Source organism: Mesorhizobium sp. CNPSo 4671 (assembly GCF_057784245.1).
The window spans coordinates 422,758-443,281 of sequence record NZ_JBWLUW010000003.1; the positions used below are offsets into that span (position 1 = coordinate 422,758).

At 63.0% G+C, this 20,524-nt stretch carries 20 protein-coding genes; 15 read left to right on the forward strand and 5 right to left on the reverse strand.

Annotated elements, in window-relative coordinates; translation table 11 throughout:
• Positions 1-27 precede the first annotated feature (27 nt).
• The 4 genes from nthA to AC04SF_RS10225 all read left to right on the forward strand — a co-directional run bounded on the left by nthA (position 28) and on the right by AC04SF_RS10225 (position 2,917).
• Positions 28-645 carry a nitrile hydratase subunit alpha gene (gene nthA, locus AC04SF_RS10210; protein WP_488477681.1) on the forward strand — a complete coding sequence of 206 codons (618 nt, stop codon included), beginning with the start codon at positions 28-30 and terminating at the stop codon, positions 643-645.
• The gene (gene nthB / locus AC04SF_RS10215; RefSeq protein ID WP_488477682.1) at positions 642-1,301 is read left to right on the forward strand and encodes a nitrile hydratase subunit beta; all 660 of its coding nucleotides are present in this window, start codon (positions 642-644) and stop codon (positions 1,299-1,301) included. Before nthA ends, nthB begins: the two co-directional genes overlap by 4 nt.
• Positions 1,288-1,647 (forward strand): nitrile hydratase accessory protein, encoded by a 360-nt coding sequence (locus tag AC04SF_RS10220; RefSeq protein ID WP_488477683.1) that lies wholly within the window; start codon positions 1,288-1,290, stop codon positions 1,645-1,647. The genes nthB and AC04SF_RS10220 overlap by 14 nt, the downstream gene beginning before the upstream one ends.
• Before the next feature lie 142 nt (positions 1,648-1,789).
• Complete coding sequence (locus AC04SF_RS10225) at positions 1,790-2,917, forward strand: ATP-dependent DNA helicase (protein ID WP_488477684.1); 1,128 nt, start codon at positions 1,790-1,792, stop codon at positions 2,915-2,917.
• A gap of 2 nt (positions 2,918-2,919) precedes the next feature.
• Here the strand turns inward: AC04SF_RS10225 and AC04SF_RS10230 are convergent, their stop codons facing one another.
• Positions 2,920-3,339, reverse strand: a complete 420-nt coding sequence (locus AC04SF_RS10230) for a SpoIIAA family protein (protein ID WP_488477685.1) — start codon at positions 3,337-3,339, stop codon at positions 2,920-2,922.
• A 160-nt stretch (positions 3,340-3,499) separates the two neighbouring features.
• Between AC04SF_RS10230 and AC04SF_RS10235 the strand changes: the two genes are divergently transcribed.
• The 4 genes from AC04SF_RS10235 (at position 3,500) to AC04SF_RS10250 (ending at position 9,429) form a co-directional block, all read left to right on the forward strand.
• Entirely contained in the window at positions 3,500-4,240 is a 741-nt protein-coding gene (locus AC04SF_RS10235) for a pyridoxine 5'-phosphate synthase (protein WP_488477686.1), read from the forward strand.
• Between the two features lie 98 nt (positions 4,241-4,338).
• On the forward strand, positions 4,339-6,252 hold the full coding sequence (locus AC04SF_RS10240; protein ID WP_488477687.1) for a potassium transporter Kup: 1,914 nt from the start codon (positions 4,339-4,341) through the stop codon (positions 6,250-6,252).
• A gap of 187 nt (positions 6,253-6,439) precedes the next feature.
• The gene (locus AC04SF_RS10245; RefSeq protein ID WP_488477688.1) at positions 6,440-8,359 is read left to right on the forward strand and encodes a potassium transporter Kup; all 1,920 of its coding nucleotides are present in this window, start codon (positions 6,440-6,442) and stop codon (positions 8,357-8,359) included.
• Between the two features lie 41 nt (positions 8,360-8,400).
• Positions 8,401-9,429, forward strand: coding sequence for an SDR family oxidoreductase (locus tag AC04SF_RS10250; protein WP_488477689.1), 1,029 nt, complete (start codon positions 8,401-8,403; stop codon positions 9,427-9,429).
• A gap of 37 nt (positions 9,430-9,466) precedes the next feature.
• Here AC04SF_RS10250 and AC04SF_RS10255 read toward each other — a convergent pair whose 3' ends face one another.
• Complete coding sequence (locus AC04SF_RS10255; protein WP_488477690.1) at positions 9,467-10,360, reverse strand: SDR family oxidoreductase; 894 nt, start codon at positions 10,358-10,360, stop codon at positions 9,467-9,469.
• A 136-nt stretch (positions 10,361-10,496) separates the two neighbouring features.
• On the opposite strand from AC04SF_RS10255, the gene AC04SF_RS10260 reads away from it, so the two are divergent.
• The 3 genes from AC04SF_RS10260 to AC04SF_RS10270 all read left to right on the forward strand — a co-directional run bounded on the left by AC04SF_RS10260 (position 10,497) and on the right by AC04SF_RS10270 (position 15,087).
• Entirely contained in the window at positions 10,497-10,907 is a 411-nt protein-coding gene (locus AC04SF_RS10260) for a winged helix-turn-helix transcriptional regulator (RefSeq protein ID WP_095202259.1), read from the forward strand.
• Between the two features lie 133 nt (positions 10,908-11,040).
• Positions 11,041-12,243 (forward strand): FAD-dependent oxidoreductase, encoded by a 1,203-nt coding sequence (locus AC04SF_RS10265; protein WP_488477691.1) that lies wholly within the window; start codon positions 11,041-11,043, stop codon positions 12,241-12,243.
• A gap of 63 nt (positions 12,244-12,306) precedes the next feature.
• Entirely contained in the window at positions 12,307-15,087 is a 2,781-nt protein-coding gene (locus AC04SF_RS10270) for a CHAT domain-containing protein (protein ID WP_488477692.1), read from the forward strand.
• Positions 15,088-15,104: 17 nt separating this feature from the next.
• Here the strand turns inward: AC04SF_RS10270 and AC04SF_RS10275 are convergent, their stop codons facing one another.
• Together AC04SF_RS10275 and AC04SF_RS10280 are read right to left on the reverse strand one after the other, a co-directional pair.
• The gene (locus tag AC04SF_RS10275) at positions 15,105-15,836 is read right to left on the reverse strand and encodes a glutathione S-transferase family protein (protein WP_488477693.1); all 732 of its coding nucleotides are present in this window, start codon (positions 15,834-15,836) and stop codon (positions 15,105-15,107) included.
• A gap of 1 nt (position 15,837) precedes the next feature.
• Entirely contained in the window at positions 15,838-16,143 is a 306-nt protein-coding gene (locus AC04SF_RS10280; protein WP_488477694.1) for a Rieske (2Fe-2S) protein, read from the reverse strand.
• Between the two features lie 99 nt (positions 16,144-16,242).
• Here AC04SF_RS10280 and AC04SF_RS10285 point away from each other — a divergent pair, with 99 nt between their 5' ends.
• From AC04SF_RS10285 to ilvC, 3 genes are all read left to right on the forward strand, one after another.
• Entirely contained in the window at positions 16,243-16,701 is a 459-nt protein-coding gene (locus AC04SF_RS10285) for a MarR family winged helix-turn-helix transcriptional regulator (RefSeq protein WP_488477695.1), read from the forward strand.
• 165 nt (positions 16,702-16,866) lie between these two features.
• Positions 16,867-17,520, forward strand: a complete 654-nt coding sequence (locus AC04SF_RS10290) for a TetR/AcrR family transcriptional regulator (RefSeq protein WP_488477696.1) — start codon at positions 16,867-16,869, stop codon at positions 17,518-17,520.
• Between the two features lie 24 nt (positions 17,521-17,544).
• Positions 17,545-18,564 carry a ketol-acid reductoisomerase gene (gene ilvC / locus AC04SF_RS10295; RefSeq protein ID WP_488477697.1) on the forward strand — a complete coding sequence of 340 codons (1,020 nt, stop codon included), beginning with the start codon at positions 17,545-17,547 and terminating at the stop codon, positions 18,562-18,564.
• Between the two features lie 78 nt (positions 18,565-18,642).
• Here ilvC and AC04SF_RS10300 read toward each other — a convergent pair whose 3' ends face one another.
• Positions 18,643-19,209: a BA14K family protein gene (locus tag AC04SF_RS10300; protein WP_488477698.1), complete on the reverse strand. Its 567-nt coding sequence runs from the start codon at positions 19,207-19,209 to the stop codon at positions 18,643-18,645.
• A gap of 189 nt (positions 19,210-19,398) precedes the next feature.
• Between AC04SF_RS10300 and AC04SF_RS10305 the strand changes: the two genes are divergently transcribed.
• Complete coding sequence (locus AC04SF_RS10305) at positions 19,399-20,514, forward strand: endonuclease/exonuclease/phosphatase family protein (protein ID WP_488477699.1); 1,116 nt, start codon at positions 19,399-19,401, stop codon at positions 20,512-20,514.
• The last annotated feature ends 10 nt before the right edge of the window (positions 20,515-20,524 follow it).

Here is a 20,524-nt window from a genome sequence, read left to right on the forward strand (position 1 = left end):
GGCGGGTCGGAACCGTAATTTGTGGCCATGTCCCATGATCATGACCACGACAATGAACTCGATCCGTTTGCCGCGCGCGTGCGTGCGCTGGAAACCATCCTGACCCGCAAGGGGCTGATCGATCCGGCGGCGATCGACGTCATTGTCGATACCTACGAGACCAAGATCGGTCCGCGAAACGGCGCAAGAGTGGTGGCCAAGGCCTGGAGCGATCCTGCCTATGCGGCTTGGTTGAAAAGCGACGCGACGGCGGCGATCGAATCGCTGAGCTATACCGGCCGCCAGGGCGAGCACATGCAGGCGGTGTTCAATACGGGGAGTACGCACAACCTCGTCGTCTGCACGCTGTGCTCCTGTTATCCATGGTCGGTGCTCGGCCTGCCGCCGGTCTGGTACAAGGCGCCGCCCTATCGCTCGCGCGCGGTGATCGATCCGCGCGGCGTGCTCGAGGAATTCGGGCTGACGCTGCCGGGCAGCACCAAGATACGCGTCTGGGATTCGACGGCGGAACTGCGCTATCTCGTCGTGCCGATGCGGCCGCAGCGAACTGAGGGCTGGAGCGAGGAGCGGCTGGCGGAGCTGGTGAGCCGCGATGCCATGATCGGCACCGCGCTGGCCAAAGCACCGGAGGGGGGGCCGGCATGAACGGGCCGCAGGATCTCGGCGGACAGATGGGTTTCGGGCCGGTCGCGCCCGAACAGGACGAGCCCTATTTCCACGCTGCCTGGGAGAGGCGGGCACTCGGCGTGACGCTTTGCGCCGGCGCCATGGGTGCCTGGAACATCGACGAAAGCCGGCACGCGCGGGAATCGCTGCATCCGGCCGACTATTATTCCTCCAGCTACTACCAGATCTGGATCAAGGCGCTGGAGACCCTGCTCAAGCGCCATGGCTTCGTCAGCGAACGCGATCTCAAGGCGGGCGAGGCGATCGATGCGGCGGCGACCCCGAAACGGGTGCTGAAGGCGGAAAACGTTCCGGCCGTGCTGGCCAAGGGCGGCCCTTGCGACCGGCCGATGGCAGAGCCGGCGCGCTTCAAGGCCGGCGACGCCGTGCGGACCAAAAACTTCAACCCGACCGGCCACACAAGGCTGCCGCGCTATGCGCGCGGCAAGCGGGGCACGATCGAGGCGGTGCGCGACGGTTTTGTCTTTCCCGACAGCAACGCTCATGGCCAGGGCGAAAACCCGCAATGGGTCTATACGGTGGTTTTCGACGGTCCGGAAATCTGGGGCGAGGGCGCCGATCCGACGCTTGTTGTCTCGATCGACGCTTGGGAGAGCTATCTTGAGCCGGCCTGAAAAGATCGCCGCCGATTTGCCCGCCGGCCTTGATGCGCCGGTTTTCGCCGAGCCCTGGCAGGCCGAGGCGTTCGCCATGACGGTGGCGTTGCATGACAAGGGCCTGTTCTCATGGAGCGAGTGGGCGGAGGCGCTCTCGGCAGAAGTGAAGAAGCCGGGTGCGGCAGCCGACGGCCATGACTATTACGAGCATTGGCTAGCTGCGCTGGAAGGGCTGCTGGCATCAAAAGGATTGGCTGCCAGGTCCGATGTCGACGCGATGGCTGAAGCCTGGGAACGCGCCGCCCACGCCACGCCCCACGGCAAGCCGATCCTGCTGGAGAACGATCCCCGCGCCAGCAGGTGATCGCGCGTGCGGCTGGCGCTTGTTCCCTTTACGTTCTTGTTTGTGCCTGATAGCATCGTTGTTAGGGGAGTTCGCTACCGCCAGTGTCGATGGTGGTGGCGGCTGTCTTGTCTTTCCCTTGCGAATCCGGTCTGTCGCACTGATGGAATTCTCACCCCAACAGGACGAGGCGCTGCAAGCGGTCGCCCGCTGGCTGCAGGCTGGCCAGCCGCAGCTGTTCCGGCTGTTCGGCTATGCCGGCACCGGCAAGACGACGCTGGCGCGCTATTTTGCCGAACATGTCGACGGCCAAGTGCAGTTCGCCGCCTTCACCGGCAAGGCTGCGCAGGTGCTGCGCTCCAAGGGGGCGGTCAATGCCCGCACCATCCATTCGCTGATATACAGACCCAAGGGCGAGGAATCGGTTGAGGACGAGGTGACCGGCAAGACATCGATGTCGCCGACCTTTTCGCTCAACCGCCAGAGCCCGATCTCGCGTGCGAAACTGGTCGTCATCGACGAATGCTCGATGGTCGACGAGCAGCTCGGCCGCGACCTCATGAGTTTCGGCACGCCGATCCTGGTGCTGGGCGACCCCGGCCAGTTGCCGCCGATTTCGGGAGGCGGCTTCTTCACCGATCACGAGCCGGATTTCCTGCTCACTGAAATCCATCGGCAGGCGCGCGACAATCCGATACTGCGGCTGGCGCTCGACGTGCGCGAAGGCCGCGAATTCATGCGCGGCGACTATGGCACGGCGCAAGTGATCGGCAAGGAAGACGTCAATCAGGAGCTGGTGCTGAGGGCCGACCAGGTGCTGGTCGGCACCAACCGCACGCGCCGCCGCTACAATCAGCGCCTGCGCGAACTCAAGGGCTTCAATGCCGACTATCCCCAAGCCGGCGACAAGCTGGTCTGCCTGCGCAACGATCCCGCCAAGGGCCTGCTCAATGGCTCGCTGTGGAAGGTGATGACTTCGTCGCGCGAGACGGTGAAGCCCGGCATCAACCTGCTGGTTTCGCCCGAAGAGGACGATCCGGACCGCGGCGTCGCCAAGATCAAGCTGCTCAAGGCGGCGTTCGAGGATCCGGACGCCGATATCCCCTGGCAGCAGAAGAAGCGTTTTGATGATTTCGACTATGGCTATGCGCTGACCGTGCACAAGGCGCAGGGTTCGCAGTGGAACGAAATCGTGCTGTTCGACGAAAGCTGGGCCTTTAAGGAAACCCGTCAACGCTGGCTCTATACCGCGATCACGCGGGCCGCCGAACGGCTGACCATCGTCCGATAGAGCTACGACGCCGGCTTTTCTCGCACGCCGACCTGCCCGGCGCCGAGCCATTCCCAGGCCTCTTCTTCATCCTCGGCCTTGAAATGCCTGAATTCGATGGGTGACGACGCGGGCAAAGCGTGCCGTGCGTCCGGCGTCCAGTCCGGCGTGCCGATCGCCGCGCAACGGCCTATATGCTCCGATGCATGGACAGCACCCTGTTTGAGGGTCTCATCGGAGATGTCGGTCCAGTCGACGCCATCGTGATCGACCATGCGCACGGCCACGTCGATTCGCTGGTGCAACGCGTAGGCCGCCTCCAGCAGGCCGAACAGGTTTTCCGCATCGGCCGCCGAAACATGCCCGACCACATCGATGGCGAACAGGTCGTCGCGAGCAGTCTCGATGCGACGGATCGCCGGCACGGATTGCAGGAAATTCACGGCAGGGCCTCCTTTGGCGAAAAACGCTGGTCTTCTGGAACACCGGAAACCCCCTATCTGTTCCCGTTAAAGACGCTATAGATGCCCGGTCTCAAGCGCGCCGCGGCTGAATTTGTGGCTTTGGCGCGCCGTCAACCCGCCTGTTTCACGGACGCCAGCCATGCCCGCAAAGCTTTCCGTCAACCTCAACGCCATCGCCATGCTGCGCAACCGGCGCGACCTGCCGTGGCCAAGCGTCACCGGCATCGGCCGGCTTGCCCTTGCCGCCGGAGCGCATGGGCTGACCGTCCATCCGCGTCCCGACGAACGTCATACGCGGCATTCCGACCTGCCCGAGATCCGAGCGCTTATCGACGACGAGTTCCCGCAGGCGGAATTCAACATCGAGGGCTACCCGAGCGAGGATTTCCTGGCGCTTGTGGAAAAGCATCAGCCTGAACAGGTGACGCTGGTTCCCGATGACCCGGCGCAGGCGACCTCCGACCATGGCTGGAACTTCGTCGCCGATGCCGCGTTGCTGACACCGATCGTCAGGCGCCTGAAGAAGGGCGGCTTCAGGGTGTCGCTGTTTTCCGACGCCGATCCCGCCGGCATGACTGCCGCGCGCGACACCGGCGCCGATCGGATCGAGCTTTATACCGGCCCCTATGGCAGCTACCATTCCGATTCCGCAAAGGCCATCAAGGAGCTGGAAAGATTGGGGAAAACCGCCGATGCAGCATTTGCCGCCGGGCTCCAGGTAAATGCCGGGCACGATCTGACGGTGGGCAATCTTCCGGCTCTGGCGAAGCGCGTTCCGGCATTGGCCGAAGTGTCAATCGGACATGGGTTGACAGCCGACGCGTTGGAGTATGGCATGGCCGGCACGGTGGGCCGGTTCCTCAGAGCCTGCGGCTGGTAGGGGTAGAGCTTCGCTTTGCAGGTATGGCAGCCATAGCGTGCAATTGACATCGCATCGCAGCATGCGTGAAGCACCGCGCGCTTGTCGGGGAGTGGTCCATGGACCTTGCCAGTCGCGGTAGCGAGGCCGAAACCGTCGAGCAATCGAGCCATTCCGGGGCCGAGCAGCACAGCACCAAGGTTCTGATGCTGGGCGCGCTCGGCGTTGTCTATGGCGATATCGGCACCAGTCCGATCTATGCCTTCCGCGAGGCGCTTCACGCTTCGCCCGGTATCGATACGCGCGCTCACGTGCTTGGCGTGCTGTCGCTGATCGTCTGGGCGCTGACGATCATCGTGACCATAAAATATGTCGCCTTCGTGCTTCGTGCCGACAACAAGGGCGAAGGCGGCACGCTGTCGCTGATGTCGCTGGCGCGCAGCGCCTATCCCAAAGGTGCGCGACTCATCCTGGCGATCGGCCTTTGTGGCGCGGCGTTGTTTTTCGGCGATTCGATCATAACGCCGGCCATCTCCGTGCTGTCAGCGGTCGAAGGCCTCAGGGTGGTGACGCCGACACTGGACGCCTATGTCGTGCCGATCACGCTGCTCATCCTGGCCGTGCTGTTTTCAGTGCAACGTTTCGGCACGGGAAAGGTGGCGGCGGTGTTCGGGCCGGTGACCGCGCTGTGGTTCCTGGCCATCGGCGTAGCGGGCCTCTATCACCTGATGGACGATCCATCGATCCTGCTGGCCATCAATCCGTATCACGCGGTCGCCTATCTCGTCAGCACACCCACGGCCGCCTTTGTCACTGTCGGCGCGGTGTTCCTGGCGGTGACCGGGGCCGAGGCGCTTTATGTCGATCTTGGCCATTTTGGACGCAAACCTATCGTGTTGGCGTGGTTTTCCGTGGTTTTCCCCTGTTTGCTGCTCAACTATTTCGGGCAGGGGGCCTTTGTGCTGGCCAATGGCGGGAGGCCGACCAATCCATTCTTCCAGATGCTGCCTGACTGGGCACTGATGCCGATGGTGGGACTGGCGACGGCTGCGACCGTCATCGCCAGCCAGGCAGTCATATCAGGTGCTTTTTCGCTGACCCGCCAGGCGGTGCAGCTCAACCTTCTGCCACGCATCGAGGTGCAACATACGTCCGAAATGCAACTCGGCCAGATCTACATGCCCCGCGTCAATCTGCTGATCGCCTTGGGGGTGATGCTGCTGGTCGTCGGTTTCGGCAGCTCGAGTTCGCTGGCTTCCGCCTATGGCATCTCTGTGACCGGCGAAATGCTGATGACGACGATCCTGCTGTTCGTTGTCATGCGCAAGCTGTGGAAATGGAGACTGGCGGTCGCCCTGCCGCTGACCCTGCTGTTCGGTGTCATCGACAGCGGCTTCTTCCTGGCGAACATCGTGAAGATATTCGAAGGCGGCTGGGTATCGATCACGGTTGCCTGCCTGATGGGGCTGATCATGTGGACCTGGATATGCGGCACGCGCTATTTGTTCGACAAAACCCGCCGCAACGAGATCCCGCTCGATTTCCTCGCCGCAAATCTCTTGAAGAAGAAGCCGCATCTTGTGTCGGGCACCGCGGTGTTCCTGACCAGCGATCCGCTCAGCGCGCCGACAGCGCTGATGCACAGCCTCAAGCACTACCAGGTGCTGCATGAGCAGAACGTCATCCTTTCGGTGGTGACGGCGCCGCAGCCGGTGGTGCCGGACAGCGACAGGGTCAAGATGGAGAGGGTCAACGAGCTGTTCATGCGGGTGACGCTGACCTTCGGCTACATGGAACAGCCCAACATTCCGCGCGCACTGGCGATCTGCCGCAAGCAGGGCTGGAAGTTCGACATCATGACGACGTCGTTCTTCCTGTCGCGGCGTTCGCTCAAAGCCTCGCCCAATTCGGGCATGCCGGTGTGGCAGGACCGGCTGTTCATCGGCCTGGCGCGCACGGCGGCCGACGCGACCGAATATTTCCAGATCCCGACGGGACGTGTCGTGGAAATCGGCACGCAAGTCGCTATCTAAAGCAGATATGGCAGGTATTAATTGGGCGCCCGCCATGCCCGCTGCGCCAATTCAGCACCCGCGACCATTGGGTTACAGGCCATTTCCAAGGAGCCGAGCGTTGCCAGCACGGGAGCCATCACGCAACGGCACTTGATATTGCATTGCAGCAAGCGTAGAGCACCGCGCGCTTATCGGAGTGTCGTCCATGGCCCTTGCCAATACTGGTAGTGAGGCAGAACCCGTCGAACTGTCGAGCCATCCGGAGATCGAACAGCATAGCACCAAGGTGCTGATGCTGGGCGCGCTGGGCGTGGTCTATGGGGATATCGGCACTAGTCCGATCTATGCCTTTCGCGAGGCGCTGGTGGCGTCGTCCCGCGGCACCGTCGCGGATCGCGGTGATATCCTCGGCGTGCTGTCGCTGATCATCTGGTCGCTGACGATCACGGTTACGATTAAGTACATCATGTTCGTGCTGCGTGCCGACAACCGAGGCGAGGGCGGCGTGCTGTCGCTGATGGCGCTGGCACGCGGCAGTTTCCCGAAGCGCTCGGCGGTGATTCTGGGTATCGGGATCGTCGGCGCCTCGCTGTTTTTCGGCGATGCGGTCATCACACCGGCGATTTCGGTGCTTTCGGCGGTCGAAGGCATGAACGTCGTCACGCCCGCTTTCCAGCCCTACGTGGTGCCGCTGACCCTGGTCATCCTCGCCATGGTGTTCGCGGTGCAGCGCTTTGGCACGGGTGGGGTGGGATTGGTGTTCGGCCCGGTGACCGCGGTCTGGTTCCTGGCGATCGGCCTTTCCGGCCTGCAACATATCATCAACGATCCGGAAATCCTGCTGGCGATCAGCCCGCACTATATCGTCGCCTTCCTGATCCATTCGCCGGACGTGGCCTTCGTCACGGTCGGCGCTGTCTTTCTCGCCGTGACCGGTGCCGAAGCGCTCTATGCCGATCTCGGTCATTTCGGCCGCAAGCCGATCGTACTTGCCTGGCTGGCGATCGTGTTTCCCTGTCTGCTGCTGAACTATGCCGGGCAGGGCGCCTTCGTGCTGGCCAAGAATGGCGTCGTCGGCCACCCGTTCTTCGAGATGAACGAGGGTTGGGCTCTGATCCCGATGGTCGTGCTGGCGACCGCCGCGACGGTCATCGCCAGCCAGGCGGTGATTTCGGGTGCCTTCTCGCTGACCAGGCAGGCGGTACAGCTCAACATGCTGCCGCGGCTCGAAATCCTGCACACGTCGGAAAAACAGTCCGGCCAGATCTACATGCCGCGCGTCAACCTTTTGTTGGCGCTGGTGGTGATGATGCTGGTGGTCGGCTTTGGCGAGTCCAGCAAGCTCGCCTCGGCGTACGGCATCTCGGTGACCGGCAACATGCTGGTGACGACGGTGCTGCTCTATGTCGTGATGACCCGCATCTGGAAGTGGAAGCTGAGGGTGGCGATCCCACTGACTGCACTGTTTGCCCTCATCGACGTCGGCTTCTTTGCGTCCAACATCGTCAAGGTGTTCGAAGGTGGCTGGGCTTCGCTTGCAGTGGCCTTCACCATCGTGCTGGGTATGTGGACCTGGGTGCGCGGCAGCCGCTATCTGTTCGACAAGACCCGCCGCAACGAGATCCCGCTCGATTTCCTCGCCGGCAATCTGCTGAAGAAGAAGCCGCAACTGGTATCTGGCACTGCTGTTTTTCTGACCAGCGATCCGCTCAGCGCGCCAACCGCGCTGATGCACAGCCTGAAGCACTACAAGGTGCTGCATGAACAGAACGTCATCCTTTCGGTGGTGACCGCGCCGCAGCCGGTGGTGCCGGACAGCGAGCGGGTCAAGATGGAGACGGTCAACGAGCTGTTCATGCGGGTGACGCTGACCTTCGGCTACATGGAACAACCCAACATTCCGCGCGCGCTGGCGATCTGTCGCAAGCAGGGCTGGAAGTTCGACATCATGACGACCTCCTTCTTCCTGTCGCGGCGCTCGCTCAAGGCCTCGCCGAATTCCGGCATGCCGGTATGGCAGGACAAGCTGTTCATCGGCCTGGCGCGCACGGCGGCCGACGCGACCGAATATTTCCAGATCCCGACCGGCCGTGTGGTAGAAATCGGCACGCAGGTGGCGATCTGACGCGTTCGATCGCCTTTACCTGAAGGGGTGCGGAGGCGGGTATGAGCGGCGAATCGGTGCTTGTCACCGGCGGATCGGGTTTCCTTGGCGCACACTGTGTCCTTGCCCTGCTGAAGGCGGGCTACCGCGTGCGCACGACGTTGCGCTCCGGCAGGCGGCAAGCCGATGTCCTGGCCATGCTGAAGGTCGGCGGCGCCGAGCCGGGCGACCGGCTGTCCTTTGCCATCGCCGACCTCATGACCGACGCAGGCTGGCCGCAAGCGGTCGCCGGCTGTGACTATGTGCTCCATGTCGCCTCGCCATTTCCGCCCGGCGTGCCGAAGCACGAGGATGACCTGATCATCCCGGCTCGTGAGGGTGCATTGCGGGTGCTGCGGGCGGCGCGGGACGCTGGCGTCAAACGCGTCGTGCTGACCTCGTCCTTCGCGGCCATCGGCTACGGCAAGATGCCGCCCGGGCCGTTCACCGAGGAGAGCAGGACCGATCCGACGGCCAAGGTCAGCGCCTATGTGAAGTCGAAGACGCTTGCCGAGCGTGCGGCTTGGGATTTTATCGCCGCCGAGGGCGGCAGGTTGGAACTGGCGGTCGTCAATCCGGTCGGCATTTTCGGACCGGTGCTCGGGTCGGACCATTCGACCTCCACCGAATTTGTCCAGCGCATGATGAACGGCGCCATGCCGGGGCTGCCGCGCCTGTCCTTCGGCGTGGTCGACGCACGTGACGTGGCCGACCTGCATGTGCGCGCCATGACCAACCCGGCCGCCAGCGGCGAGCGCTTCCTGGCGGTATCGGGTGATTTCATGACCGTGCGGGAAATCGCGCAGACCTTGAAAAGGCGGCTCGGCGATGCGGCGGCGCGCGTCAAGACGCGGGAGCTTCCCGATTGGCTGGTGCGGATCGTCGGATTGTTCAACCCGGAAGCCGCGCAACTGGTGACGGAACTGGGCAAGGTCAAGAATGCCACCAATGCCAAGGCCGTACGCATGCTGGGCTGGGCGCCACGCTCGCGCGAGGACGCGCTGGCCGCCACCGGTGAGAGCCTGGTCCGGCTCGGCCTGCTCAAGAAGTAGCGTGGCGGGAGGGAGCAAGCCTCCCGCCACGCGGGTTTCAACCAGCCAGTGCGGCCTTGTTGGCCTCGAGGAACTGCTTCAGCGTCTGGGGCTTCCTACCGGAAAGCGTTTCGACCGCGTCTGTCACCATGGCGATGCGTCCGGACCGTGTGTTGGCGTCGAAGGAAACGATGATGCGGGCGAAGTCTTCGGGAAGGCCCGCCGCCTTGACGCCTTCGGTCAGCGCCTCATCCGGCAACTGGATGACCTCCAGCGGCTTGCCGGTGACTTCCGTCACCAGCGTGGCGATCTCGCTCGTGGTGTAGGCGTGCGGGCCGGTCAGAGTATAGATATTGCTCTCCTTTGTGCCGGATGCGAGGCCTGCCGCGATCGCAGCGGCCATGTCGTCGCGGGCGCCGTGGGCGATGCGGCCATCGCCGGCCGAGGAGTACCACTTGCCGGATGCAATGGCGTGCGGCAGCGCCAGGAACAGGTTCTCCTGATACCAGCCATTGCGGAAGATGGTGTAAGGGATGCCGCTCGCCTTGATCGCCTGCTCGGTGCCGTAATGGTCGCCGGCGAACAGCACCGGCGAAACCGGCTCCGGATTGGGCATCGACGTGTAGAGCAGATGCGAAACGCCTGCTTTCTTCGCAGCCGCCACGGCCGCCTCATGCTGCTTCAGACGCCTGCCGGTTTTGAGATCGAGATCGCCGGTCGAGACGATCAGCACGCGGTCGGCGCCGGCAAACGCCTTCTCCAGCGAAGCCGGATCGTTGAAGTCGGCCGCCCTGACGGTGACGCCAAGTGCCGCCAGGTCGGCGAGGTTTTCGGGGTCGCGCGTGGTGGCGATGATGCTTGCCGGCGCGACTTTCCGAGCGTCCAGCAGATGGCGGATGACGGCGCGGCCAAGCTGGCCGGAAGCGCCGGTGACAAGGAGGGTTTCGGTCATGGGGAGGTCCTGATTTTGCGCCAGCACGGCGGTTCGAGTGGTAGTCTCATAAAGAGACCAGCACTAAAATAGGAATTGACCCGGTGCCGTAAAGAAGGCAGTTTTTGGGGAGGTAGGCACACGCAGGGAACCAGCCATGGACAGCCGGATTGTCAATCTGAGATCCAAACTCGACGTCTACAAAGCGATGACCGGCGGCGGAAACCTTGCCGATTGCCCGGTTCGCGAGGTCATCCAGGGGCTCAATGGCAAATGGAGCTCGTTGTTGATGGCGGCGCTGGCCGAGCAGCCCTATCGCTTCGGCGAATTGCGGCGGCTGGTGCCCGACATCTCGCAGCGCATGCTGACCCAGACGCTCTACGATCTGCAGCGCGACGGCTATGTGCACCGCGAAGTGTTCCCGACCAAGCCGCCGAGCGTCGAATACAGTCTGACTGATCTCGGGCGCTCGATGTTCGGCGCCCTGCAGCATCTGCTGCAATGGGCCGAACTCAATCACGATGCCGTGCGCGAGGCACGCGCCGGCTTCGACGCGACACAGGCTTGAGCGGCCCGGCAGTGTTCGGCGCGGCGACTTGATTTCATCAGGCGCCTGAAGGATTGTCCCGGCCGGTTCGGCTGGGGGCATCGGCATTTCCTACGATATCGCAATTGCAGGCGCCGGTCCGGCGGGGCTGGCCATGGCGCTCTATCTAAAGCGCGCAGGGCACAGGGTCACCATCTTCGAGCGCTTCGAGGAGCCGAAGCCGGTCGGCTCCGGGCTGATCCTGCAGCCGACCGGCTTGACGGTTCTGGCCGATCTAGGCCTGCTCGATGACATACTGGTGCTCGGCGCCCGCATCGATCGCCTCCATGGCGCCGATGCCTCGACCGGGCGCACGGTGCTCGACGTTCGCTACGACGCTCAGCGCGGCCGCCGTTTCGGCCTGGCGGTGCACCGGGCGGCCCTGTTCGGCGTGCTCTTTCGCGCCGCCCGGCGCGAGGCCATCGCCATCGAGACCGGCGTCGAGATCGAGGCGGCGGAGGCCGGCGAACGGGCGACGCTGATCTGCGGCAATGGACGAAGAGCAGGGCCGTTCGATCTGGTCGTCGACGCCAGCGGTTCGCGCTCGAAACTGCGGCAATGCGTTGGCGCTGCAGGCGCGCCGCGCCCTCTGACCTATGGCGCGTTCTGGGCGTCACTCGGCTGGCGCGGCGAAGGCTTTGACGGGCACGCGCTGTTGCAGCGCTACGACAAGGCCAGCGTGATGATCGGTGTGCTGCCGATCGGCCGGCCGGAGCCGGGCGCCGAAAAGATGGCGGCCTTCTTCTGGAGCCTGAAACCGGCCGATGCCGATGCGGTGCGCGAGCGTGGCCTCGATGCCTGGAAGGAGCGGGTGGTGGGGCTGTGGCCGCAGAGCGAGGCGTATACCAGCCAGGTCGACAGTTTCGACCAGCTGTCGCTGGCCCGCTACGGCCATCACACGATGAAGTTTCCCGCCGGCCGCAGATTGGCCGTCATCGGCGACGCGGCGCATTCGACCAGCCCGCAGCTTGGACAAGGAGCCAACATGGCGCTGCTTGACGCAGCGGCGCTCAGCCATGCGCTGGCGCGCACGCAGAGCATCGAGGCAGCGCTCGAAACCTATGCCAAGGCACGGCGCTGGCATGTGCGTGTCTTCCAGGCACTGTCACTGGCGTTCACGCCATTCTACCAGTCGGATTCGGTGGCGCTGCCCTTCATCCGCGACAGGCTGGTGGCGACCATCGCAAAGATCCCACCGGCGCCACGGTTTCTCGCCTCAATGGTCGCCGGCACGGTGATTGATCCGTTCAGGCGGGCAGGGCTGAGGGAGGCGCGGTGGGATTTCGGACAAAATCCGGGTCATGATACGTACGCATAATAGTTTTCGCCCAGGCCGGTTCGCATGCACTTCATGTTCAGAGCGCGAAAATCGCAACATTTGATGCGCATCGTTGCATCGTTCCTGTTGATGCTGGTTGTGGCGTTGCCTTTCCCTCGGGCGCAAGCCCAGATGCCAGGCCAGGCTAGCCAGCAGGGAGCGGCTGACACTGAAGAGGTGCTAAAGGCCCGCATCGACGCGGCCTACAAGCTGATGATGGACGCCGGACGTTTCGATCAAGGCTATGCGCAATTGCGCGCAACGCTGCTCGATGCCGCCAGAAGCGACCTCTACGAATTCACCGTGGAGAGTTACTCGAACGCCGGCGCGACGTTCCTGAACAACCAGATCCTTGACTATGCCGAGGAGATTTTTGCCGAAGGCCTGAAAACCAGGGCGATGCAACAGGATGTCGAGAAGCGGGCCGACTTCTATCTCAATTACGCAATGCTGAAGCAGGCCGAGAAGGACTATAAGGGCTTCGTTTCCATGTGCGCGACAGCCACCAATCTATACGCCCGTTACCATGGCAAAGAATCCCAGGAAATCCTGTACGCCAACGATGTGTTGGCGACCGGGGTCGCTGCATTCGGTCAAATCGCTTCAGCCATCAACATTGAGCAGCGCAATCTGAAGTTGGCCGAGCAGGTAACCGGTACCGATGATCGTTTCATCTGGAAGCTGCAGAACAATCTGGCCGACATGCTGCGCCAGATGGGGGCTCCGACACGTGCCTTGCAGTACGATCTGGCCGTGCTGGAGAAGCGGATCGGCTACTACGGTCCAAACCACTTCAACGTTTTGGTCAGCGCCAACAACACGGCGCAGGACTATCTCGACCTTGGCAAATACGACGAGGCCCTGCGCCACTTCCAGCAGGACCGCGACATTGCCGTCGTTCTCAAGCAGGAAGGCAATCTGGTCGAACAAGCCGATGCCTGGCTGCTCTACACAAGGGTGCTCTCCGGTACACAGCGGCTCGATGACCCGACGCTCGCACGGTTGCAGCAATTGACCACTGACCCAAGCTATCCTGAAATACTGGCAATCAGGATCGCCAACCTGCTCGCCACGCATTTCATCGCAGTCGGCGACACGGAAAACAGCATGAGCCAGCTTGGGCGAGCCCAAAGCATCGCCGAAGCGACATATGGGGTGGTGCACCCGCTGGCCTTTGCCGCGCGCCAGGCGATGGCCAATCTCAAGGCCAAGAGGAGTCCGGCGGCGGCCGCCGCCGATTTCGCTGCTCTCGACGATGATATGCTGCGCTGGAATTGGTTCCAGGTAAGTACGGCCGGCAACCCAATCGTGGCCGAGGCCAGTCGGGCCCTTGCCGACGACATGCTGTACGACTATGCGCGCCTCGCAAAAGACAATGCTTCGGTGGTGCCGGCGTTTGCTGAAGCCGTGCGCCGCTGGCCGACGCTTGAAAATGAGAAACGCGATCTGATGCGCAGACTGTTTCGCTTGATCGATCCGGACGATACTGAGACACGGAATTTGATCCAGACCGGAATCCGGCTGTCCCTGGCCTATCAGGAGGCGGCCTCCAGCGGTGACAGTTCCGACGATCCCGGGGCGGTGCAGCCGGAGCAGGTTGAGGCGGCATACCAAAAGGCCACCGCCAGAGTCATGGCCAAATACAGTTTCAGCCGGAGCTTGGTGGACAAGCCGCTACCCTCTGCCGGCACCCTGCTGAAGCCGAACGAGGCGCTGATCGACTACTTCATCACCCGGAAGTGGCGGGCGGATCGGGAGAGCGCCGATCCGCTGGAAGACGAGCGCCTCTATGCCATCGTTACCCGCAAGGACCAGCAGCCGTCTCTCTATGACCTCGGCGATCCGCGCCGGCTTATCCCGGCCGCTCGCGAAACACGCATGGCAGGTCTGAGGTCGACGCGTTCCGCGCAGGAACGGGGCGCCGTGACCTTGATCGATCTGAACACCACGTTTACCGGGCTTTATGCCGGTCTGATCGCGCCGCTGGAGCCGTCGCTTGGTGGCACCGACACGCTTTTCGTGGTGCCGGACGGCAAACTGTTTTCGGTGCCATTCCCCTTGCTGCAGGACGACAAGGGCGCGTCGCTCGACGACCGTTTCGTCGTGCGCATGCTGACGCGGCCGGAATCGCTGGTGACTGCCGGCATCGACCAGAGTTTTCCCAAGACGGGCAAAGCCTTGCTGGCCGGCGGGCTGGACTATGCGCGCGGTTCGGAAAAAGGGGCGGAGCCGCTGCCGGGCACAGCCAAGGAGGTTGACGCCATCGCCTCGATCCTGCGTGCCGATGACTATTCGGTCGAAATGCTCACCGGAACGGCGGCCAGCGAGAGGACGCTGCGCAAGGATATGGAGCAGGCGACGGTCGCGCATCTGGCCACTCACGGCGCCTATCGCGACGAGAAAGAGGGTGGCGTGGGGGCCATGAATGCGCTTTGGCAGAGCCAGGTCGTGCTGTCGCAGTCGGGAGACCGGCAGTCGATGAAACGTGACGATGAGGACGGCCGGCTCTATGGCATGGAGCTGATGAACTGGGATCTGTCGGGCCTTGATCTGCTTGTCCTGTCCGCCTGCGAGACAGCCCGTGGCCAGGAGACATTTGTTGGCGGCTTGCGCGGCCTGCCGACGGCAATCGACATTGCCGGCGCCAAACGCTCGCTTTTGACGCTGTGGCCGGTGGACGACGCCGGAACCGCCGCCTTCATGGTCGGGTTCTATCGTCATCTTGCCGCCGGACAGACCTATCCGGAAGCGCTGCGCCAGACACGCCACGATGCCCGCGACGGCAAGATATCAGGCGCCCAGGATCCAAGGGTCTGGGCCGCCTTTGTCATGTTCGAGAACTGAGGCTCGCGATAAGTGCTTCAAGCCGATAGTGCGAACGCAAATGGTTCGGCTTGATCGTTTCGGCGAATGAGGCTCGACAGAAATGATCCCTTCGCTTGCAGGAACGCGTGCAGGCGCTGCGGATAGTCCGCGGCCACCGCGTGCCTGATCGACGGACGATTACGCAACGCCTGCCGCCAGGCCTGGACATGCGGCTTGCCATCCAGGATGCCGAAATCGCCGATCTTGTCGAAGGTGTCGAGATATCTGAAGACAGGGCCGTAGACCGCGTCGACCAGCGAGAAGCGGTCGCCGGCGAACCATGGTCCGCTCCGGTCGGCATCTTCCGCCAGTTCAACCTCGATGCGGCCAAACATAGCCGCCAGCGCGCCGGACTCGGCAAGGAAGCCGGCCTCGGTCGGCGCTGAATAGAACCGGCCGATGGCGTTGAGGATGGCGGAGCCGTATTCGATCCAGGCGCGGTGCCGTGCGCGGGCATAGGGGTCGGCAGGATGGAGGGGGCTCACCTGCGTCTCCTCGAGGAATTCGAGGATGACCGCGGATTCGAAGATTGTCGTTTCATCGCCATTTCGCTGGACGCGCAGCAACGGCACCTTGCCGAGCGGCGAGATCGCCTTGAACCACACAGGCTTGTCGGCGAGGTCGATGTCGACACGCTCGAACAGCACGCCTTTCTCGGTCAGCGAGATCGCGGCGCGTTGGACATAGGGGCAGAGAGGGTGGCTGACGAGGATGAGTTTGTCGGTCATCTCACTCTCCCCAGACATAGTTCAACGCGTCATTCTCGACGCGCGTCGACAGGAACATCAGGCGGGAATTCTTGGGCGCGGGACCGTCGAGGCGATCGCCTGACGCCATGTCGAAGGCGGCGCCGTGCCATTGGCAGACCAGTCTGCCATCCTTGCAGTCGAGTGGTCCGCCGAAATGCAGGCAGACATTGGCTGCGGCGCGGATGCGTTCGCCGCTGCGCCAGACATGGACCTCCCGGCCGAAGAACGGCGCGATCAGGCTGCCCGCCTGCGGGATATCGGCAACCTTGCAGATTTCGTGTTTCACGGATTTGCCTTTCAGAAGTTAATGCAATTGCATCTATATAGATGCATTTGCATTTATCGTCAAGCTTGATGCATCTGCATCTATCGCCTAGGGTGAGTCATGACAGAGAAAGCAACGCCTTCGCCGGAAGCCATCAAGGCCTGGGCTCGCCTGATGCGCGTGTCGCGCCAGCTGGTGGAGAGCGCCGAAGACGCGCTGAATGAGGGCGGCCTGCCGCCGCTTGCCTGGTACGATGTGCTGCACGAGCTCGCCGAGGCGGGCGAGGGCGGCTTGCGGCCGTTCCAATTGATCGAGCGGACCCTGTTTGCGCAGTACAACATTTCGCGGCTGCTGGCCCGGCTCGAAGCCGACGGGTTGGTGGAGAAGCTGCCGGTGGCGGAAGACGGCCGCGGCCAAACCATTCGTATCACCGCCAAAGGGCGTGAGACGCGTCGCCGGATGTGGGCCGTCTATGGACAGTCGATCGCCGAACTGGTTGGCGCCCGGCTCTCGCCGGACGAGTTGGACACGGTGTCGGCGCTGCTTGGCCGGATGCGCCATCCGCCCGCCGCCGATTGAGGCTGGCTAGCACTGTCTGGCTGTTGCGCGCCGTCGCTGTTTGCAGGCGAATATTTCTACTTTTCCCTCTTGCGTCGATCGTTGGATTGCGCAATATGCCGAACCGTAACGTACGGTACGGCTGTTGAGTGGTCCGCAGCCTCGACCTTCGAACGGGAACAGAGCGTGTTGCTGGCAAACGCCGACATCGACAACAGCCAAGCGCTGACGGAGCGGCAGAAGGCCGTCCTGGATGCGGCGCTGCGGCTGCTGGTCGAGGAGGGCGATCAGCTGACCATGACCGCCGTGGCGCGGCGGGCGAGCTGCTCCAAGGAAACACTCTACAAATGGTTCGGCGACCGCGACGGGCTGTTGACGGCAACCGTGCAGTGGCAGGCGTCCAAGGTGCGTGTGGCGCCCGTCGACGGCAAGGGGCTCGACCTCGCCTCGCTGACGGCAAGCCTGGAGCGCTTTGCGTCCGACTGGCTGAAGGTGATCTCCAGCGATACCTCGATCGCGCTCAACCGGGTGGCGGTCGGGCATGCCGGATCGGGCAAGGATGATCTCGGTGCCGTCGTGCTGGAGAATGGCCGCTTCGCGCTGGCCAAGCGGCTGAAGCCGGTGCTCGAGGCCGGGCGCCACGCCGGGCTTCTGGAATTTGCGGATGCCGAGACGGCGTTCCGTACATTTTTCGGGCTGGTTGCCCGCGACGTGCAGATCCGTCTGCTGCTCGGCGACCGGCTGGAATTGACTGAGGCGACGATCGGCGGCGATGCCGTCCGGGCGACGCAGCAGTTTCTCGCTCTTTTCGGAGCAAAAACCGGGCCGCAGGGCCTCTGATCTTAGAAACGGGAAGGAAGTAAAATGCGCGTCTATTACGATCGTGATGCCGATCTGAACCTGATCAAGGGCAAGAAGGTCGCTATCATCGGCTATGGCAGCCAGGGCCGGGCGCATGCGCTCAACCTCAAGGATTCCGGCGCCAAGGAGATCGCCATCGGCCTCAAGGCCGGCTCGGCGACCGCCAAGAAGGTCGAGGCCGACGGGCTCAAGGTGATGAGCGTGGCCGACGCGGCCAAATGGGCCGACCTGATGATGATGGCGACGCCGGACGAGCTGCAGGCCGACATCTACAGATCAGAGATCGCGCCGAACATCCGCGACGGTGCGGCGATCGCCTTCGCGCACGGCCTCAACGTGCATTTCGGCCTGATCGAGCCGAAGTCGACCGTCGACGTGGTCATGATCGCGCCGAAGGGCCCGGGCCACACGGTGCGCGGCGAATACCAGAAGGGCGGCGGCGTTCCGTGCCTGGTTGCCGTCAACCAGGATGCCTCGGGCAATGCGCTCGACCTGGCGCTCTCCTACGCCTGCGGCGTCGGCGGCGGCCGTTCGGGCATCATCGAGACCAATTTCCGCGAGGAATGCGAGACCGATCTGTTCGGCGAGCAGGTCGTGCTCTGCGGCGGCCTGGTCGAACTGATCCGCGCCGGTTTCGAGACGCTGGTGGAAGCCGGCTACGCGCCGGAAATGGCCTATTTCGAGTGCCTGCACGAGGTCAAGCTGATCGTCGACCTGATCTATGAAGGCGGCATCGCCAACATGAACTACTCGATCTCGAACACCGCCGAATGGGGCGAGTATGTCTCGGGTCCGCGCATCATCACCGCCGAGACCAAGGCCGAGATGAAGCGCGTGCTGAAGGACATCCAGACCGGCAAGTTCACGTCGGAATGGATGCAGGAATACCGCGCCGGCCTGTCGCGCTTCAAGGGCATCCGCCGCATGAACGACAGCCACCAGATCGAGGAAGTCGGCGCGAAGTTGCGCGCGATGATGCCGTGGATCTCGAAGAACAAGCTGGTCGACAAGGCCAAGAACTGAGCGAGTCAGCTCTATCAAAAACAGAAACGGCGCCATATGGCATGGCGCCGTTTTTTTCCGGATCATCCCAAGCTGAACTCAGCTATAGGGTGACCAGCATTGCTGCCGCGGACCGCCATAGGGCTGGAACGTGTTGTCCCAGGCGCGATACGACCGGTAGCGGTTGTAGCACCACTGCATATGGGCGTTGGAAAGCCGCCCGGCGCGATAGTAGCGGCGCGGCGGAGGCGCATAGTAGTCGTAGTTATTGTAGTTGTTGTACATGCTGCCGAGCCCAAGCCCCAGGCCAAGGCCCAGGATTGCGGCTGCGCCATCATCATAGCCGCCGTGATAATGGCGGCGGCCATGGCGCCAGCGCCAGTCGTTTCCGCCGTTCCAGTTGCCACGGTCCCAATTGCCGCGGTTCCAGTTGCGACGCCCGTCATGGCGGCGCCATCTCCAGTCGTTGTTCCAGTTGTTGTTGAACTCCCGGTTGTTGCCCGCCCAGTCGTCGCGGACCGGGGTGGCGGTCCGCGCGGCGGTGCTGATCGGAATCGACAGGTCCGGCTGCAGGATCGGTCCGGCGGCGGACGGTGCCGTGATGCCGGAGACAATGCCGAGCGCAATCAGCCCGGACTTGATGGTGGAAGAAAAGAGCGAATTCATTGCACTCTCCAAGAGATACAGGCCCCACGCCTACCCTGGGAATGGGCCTACTGTGGATCTTTGCGTCTGAACGGCGGATGAACGGAAAGGTTCCGTCAACCATGGCGCGAATGCCTCCAGGACCAGTCGATCTTGGCTTGTGGTCCTGCGATCTTGTTTTCTCCGGCACTTGCAGGCAAAGGTCGGGGCATGTCGCTGCGCCTTGCCACCTTCAATGTCGAGAACCTGATGAACAGGTTCGATTTTTCCGGCTATCGCAACCAGCTCAACGAGGACCGGACGCTGGCGCTCTTCGATATCCAGAGCGAAGCCGAATACAAGATGCTGGAGCAGGCCCGCGCCATCGCCCAATCCGACGACACGCGCCAGCTGACGGCGCTGGCGATCGCCGCCACCCGGGCCGACATCATCTGCATGCAGGAGGTCGACAATATCGAGGCGCTGAAGGCCTTCGAATATGGCTATCTGTTCAAGATGGTGGGGCAGGGCTACCGCCAGAAATACACCACCTCCGGCAATGATTCGCGCGGTATCGATGTCGCGGTGATGATGCGCAACGAGACCGCGCAGGGCCAGCCGATCGAATTCGTGCGCATGACCAGCCACGCCTACGTCACCTACGAGCAGTTCGGGCTGCACACGCCGGAACTGGCGGCGCTCGGCAACCAGGCCAATGAACGTATTTTCCGGCGCGACTGCCTGGAAGTCGACATCACTGTCGGCGGCGTGCCGCTGACGCTTTATCTCGTGCATTTCAAGTCGATGGGCCCGCCACGCAACGGGCTCGATGGGCGCGAGGCGACGATGCCGGTGCGCATAGCGGAGGCGCTAGCGGTACGCCGGATCATCGAGGAGCGTTTCGGTGCGGATCATGCCGCCGACAAGCGCTGGGCGATCTGCGGCGACATGAACGATTATCGCCAACGCGTGAAGATCGCCGGCGACGACGTCGACGGCTATCGTTTCGAGGTGGTCGACGAGAACCAGTCCTGCATCAACGTGCTGACGGCTGGCGGCTTCTGCGAGAACGTTGTCGAGCGGCGCCCGGAAATGAACCGCTGGACCTTCTATCACACACGCGGGCCTGAAGAGCGGCATCTCTGCCAACTCGACTATATCCTGCTGTCCAAAGGACTGGCAGCGAGGAATGCTACTGCCGTTCCAGACATCATCCGCCAAGGCCAGCCTTGGCGCACGATCTTTCCAGCGGGCCAGGAAGTCGAACGTTTTCCGCGCGCCGGCTGGGACCGGCCGAAAGCGTCGGACCATTGCCCGGTGGTGATCACGCTGGACATGGTTCGATAGGCAAGATTGG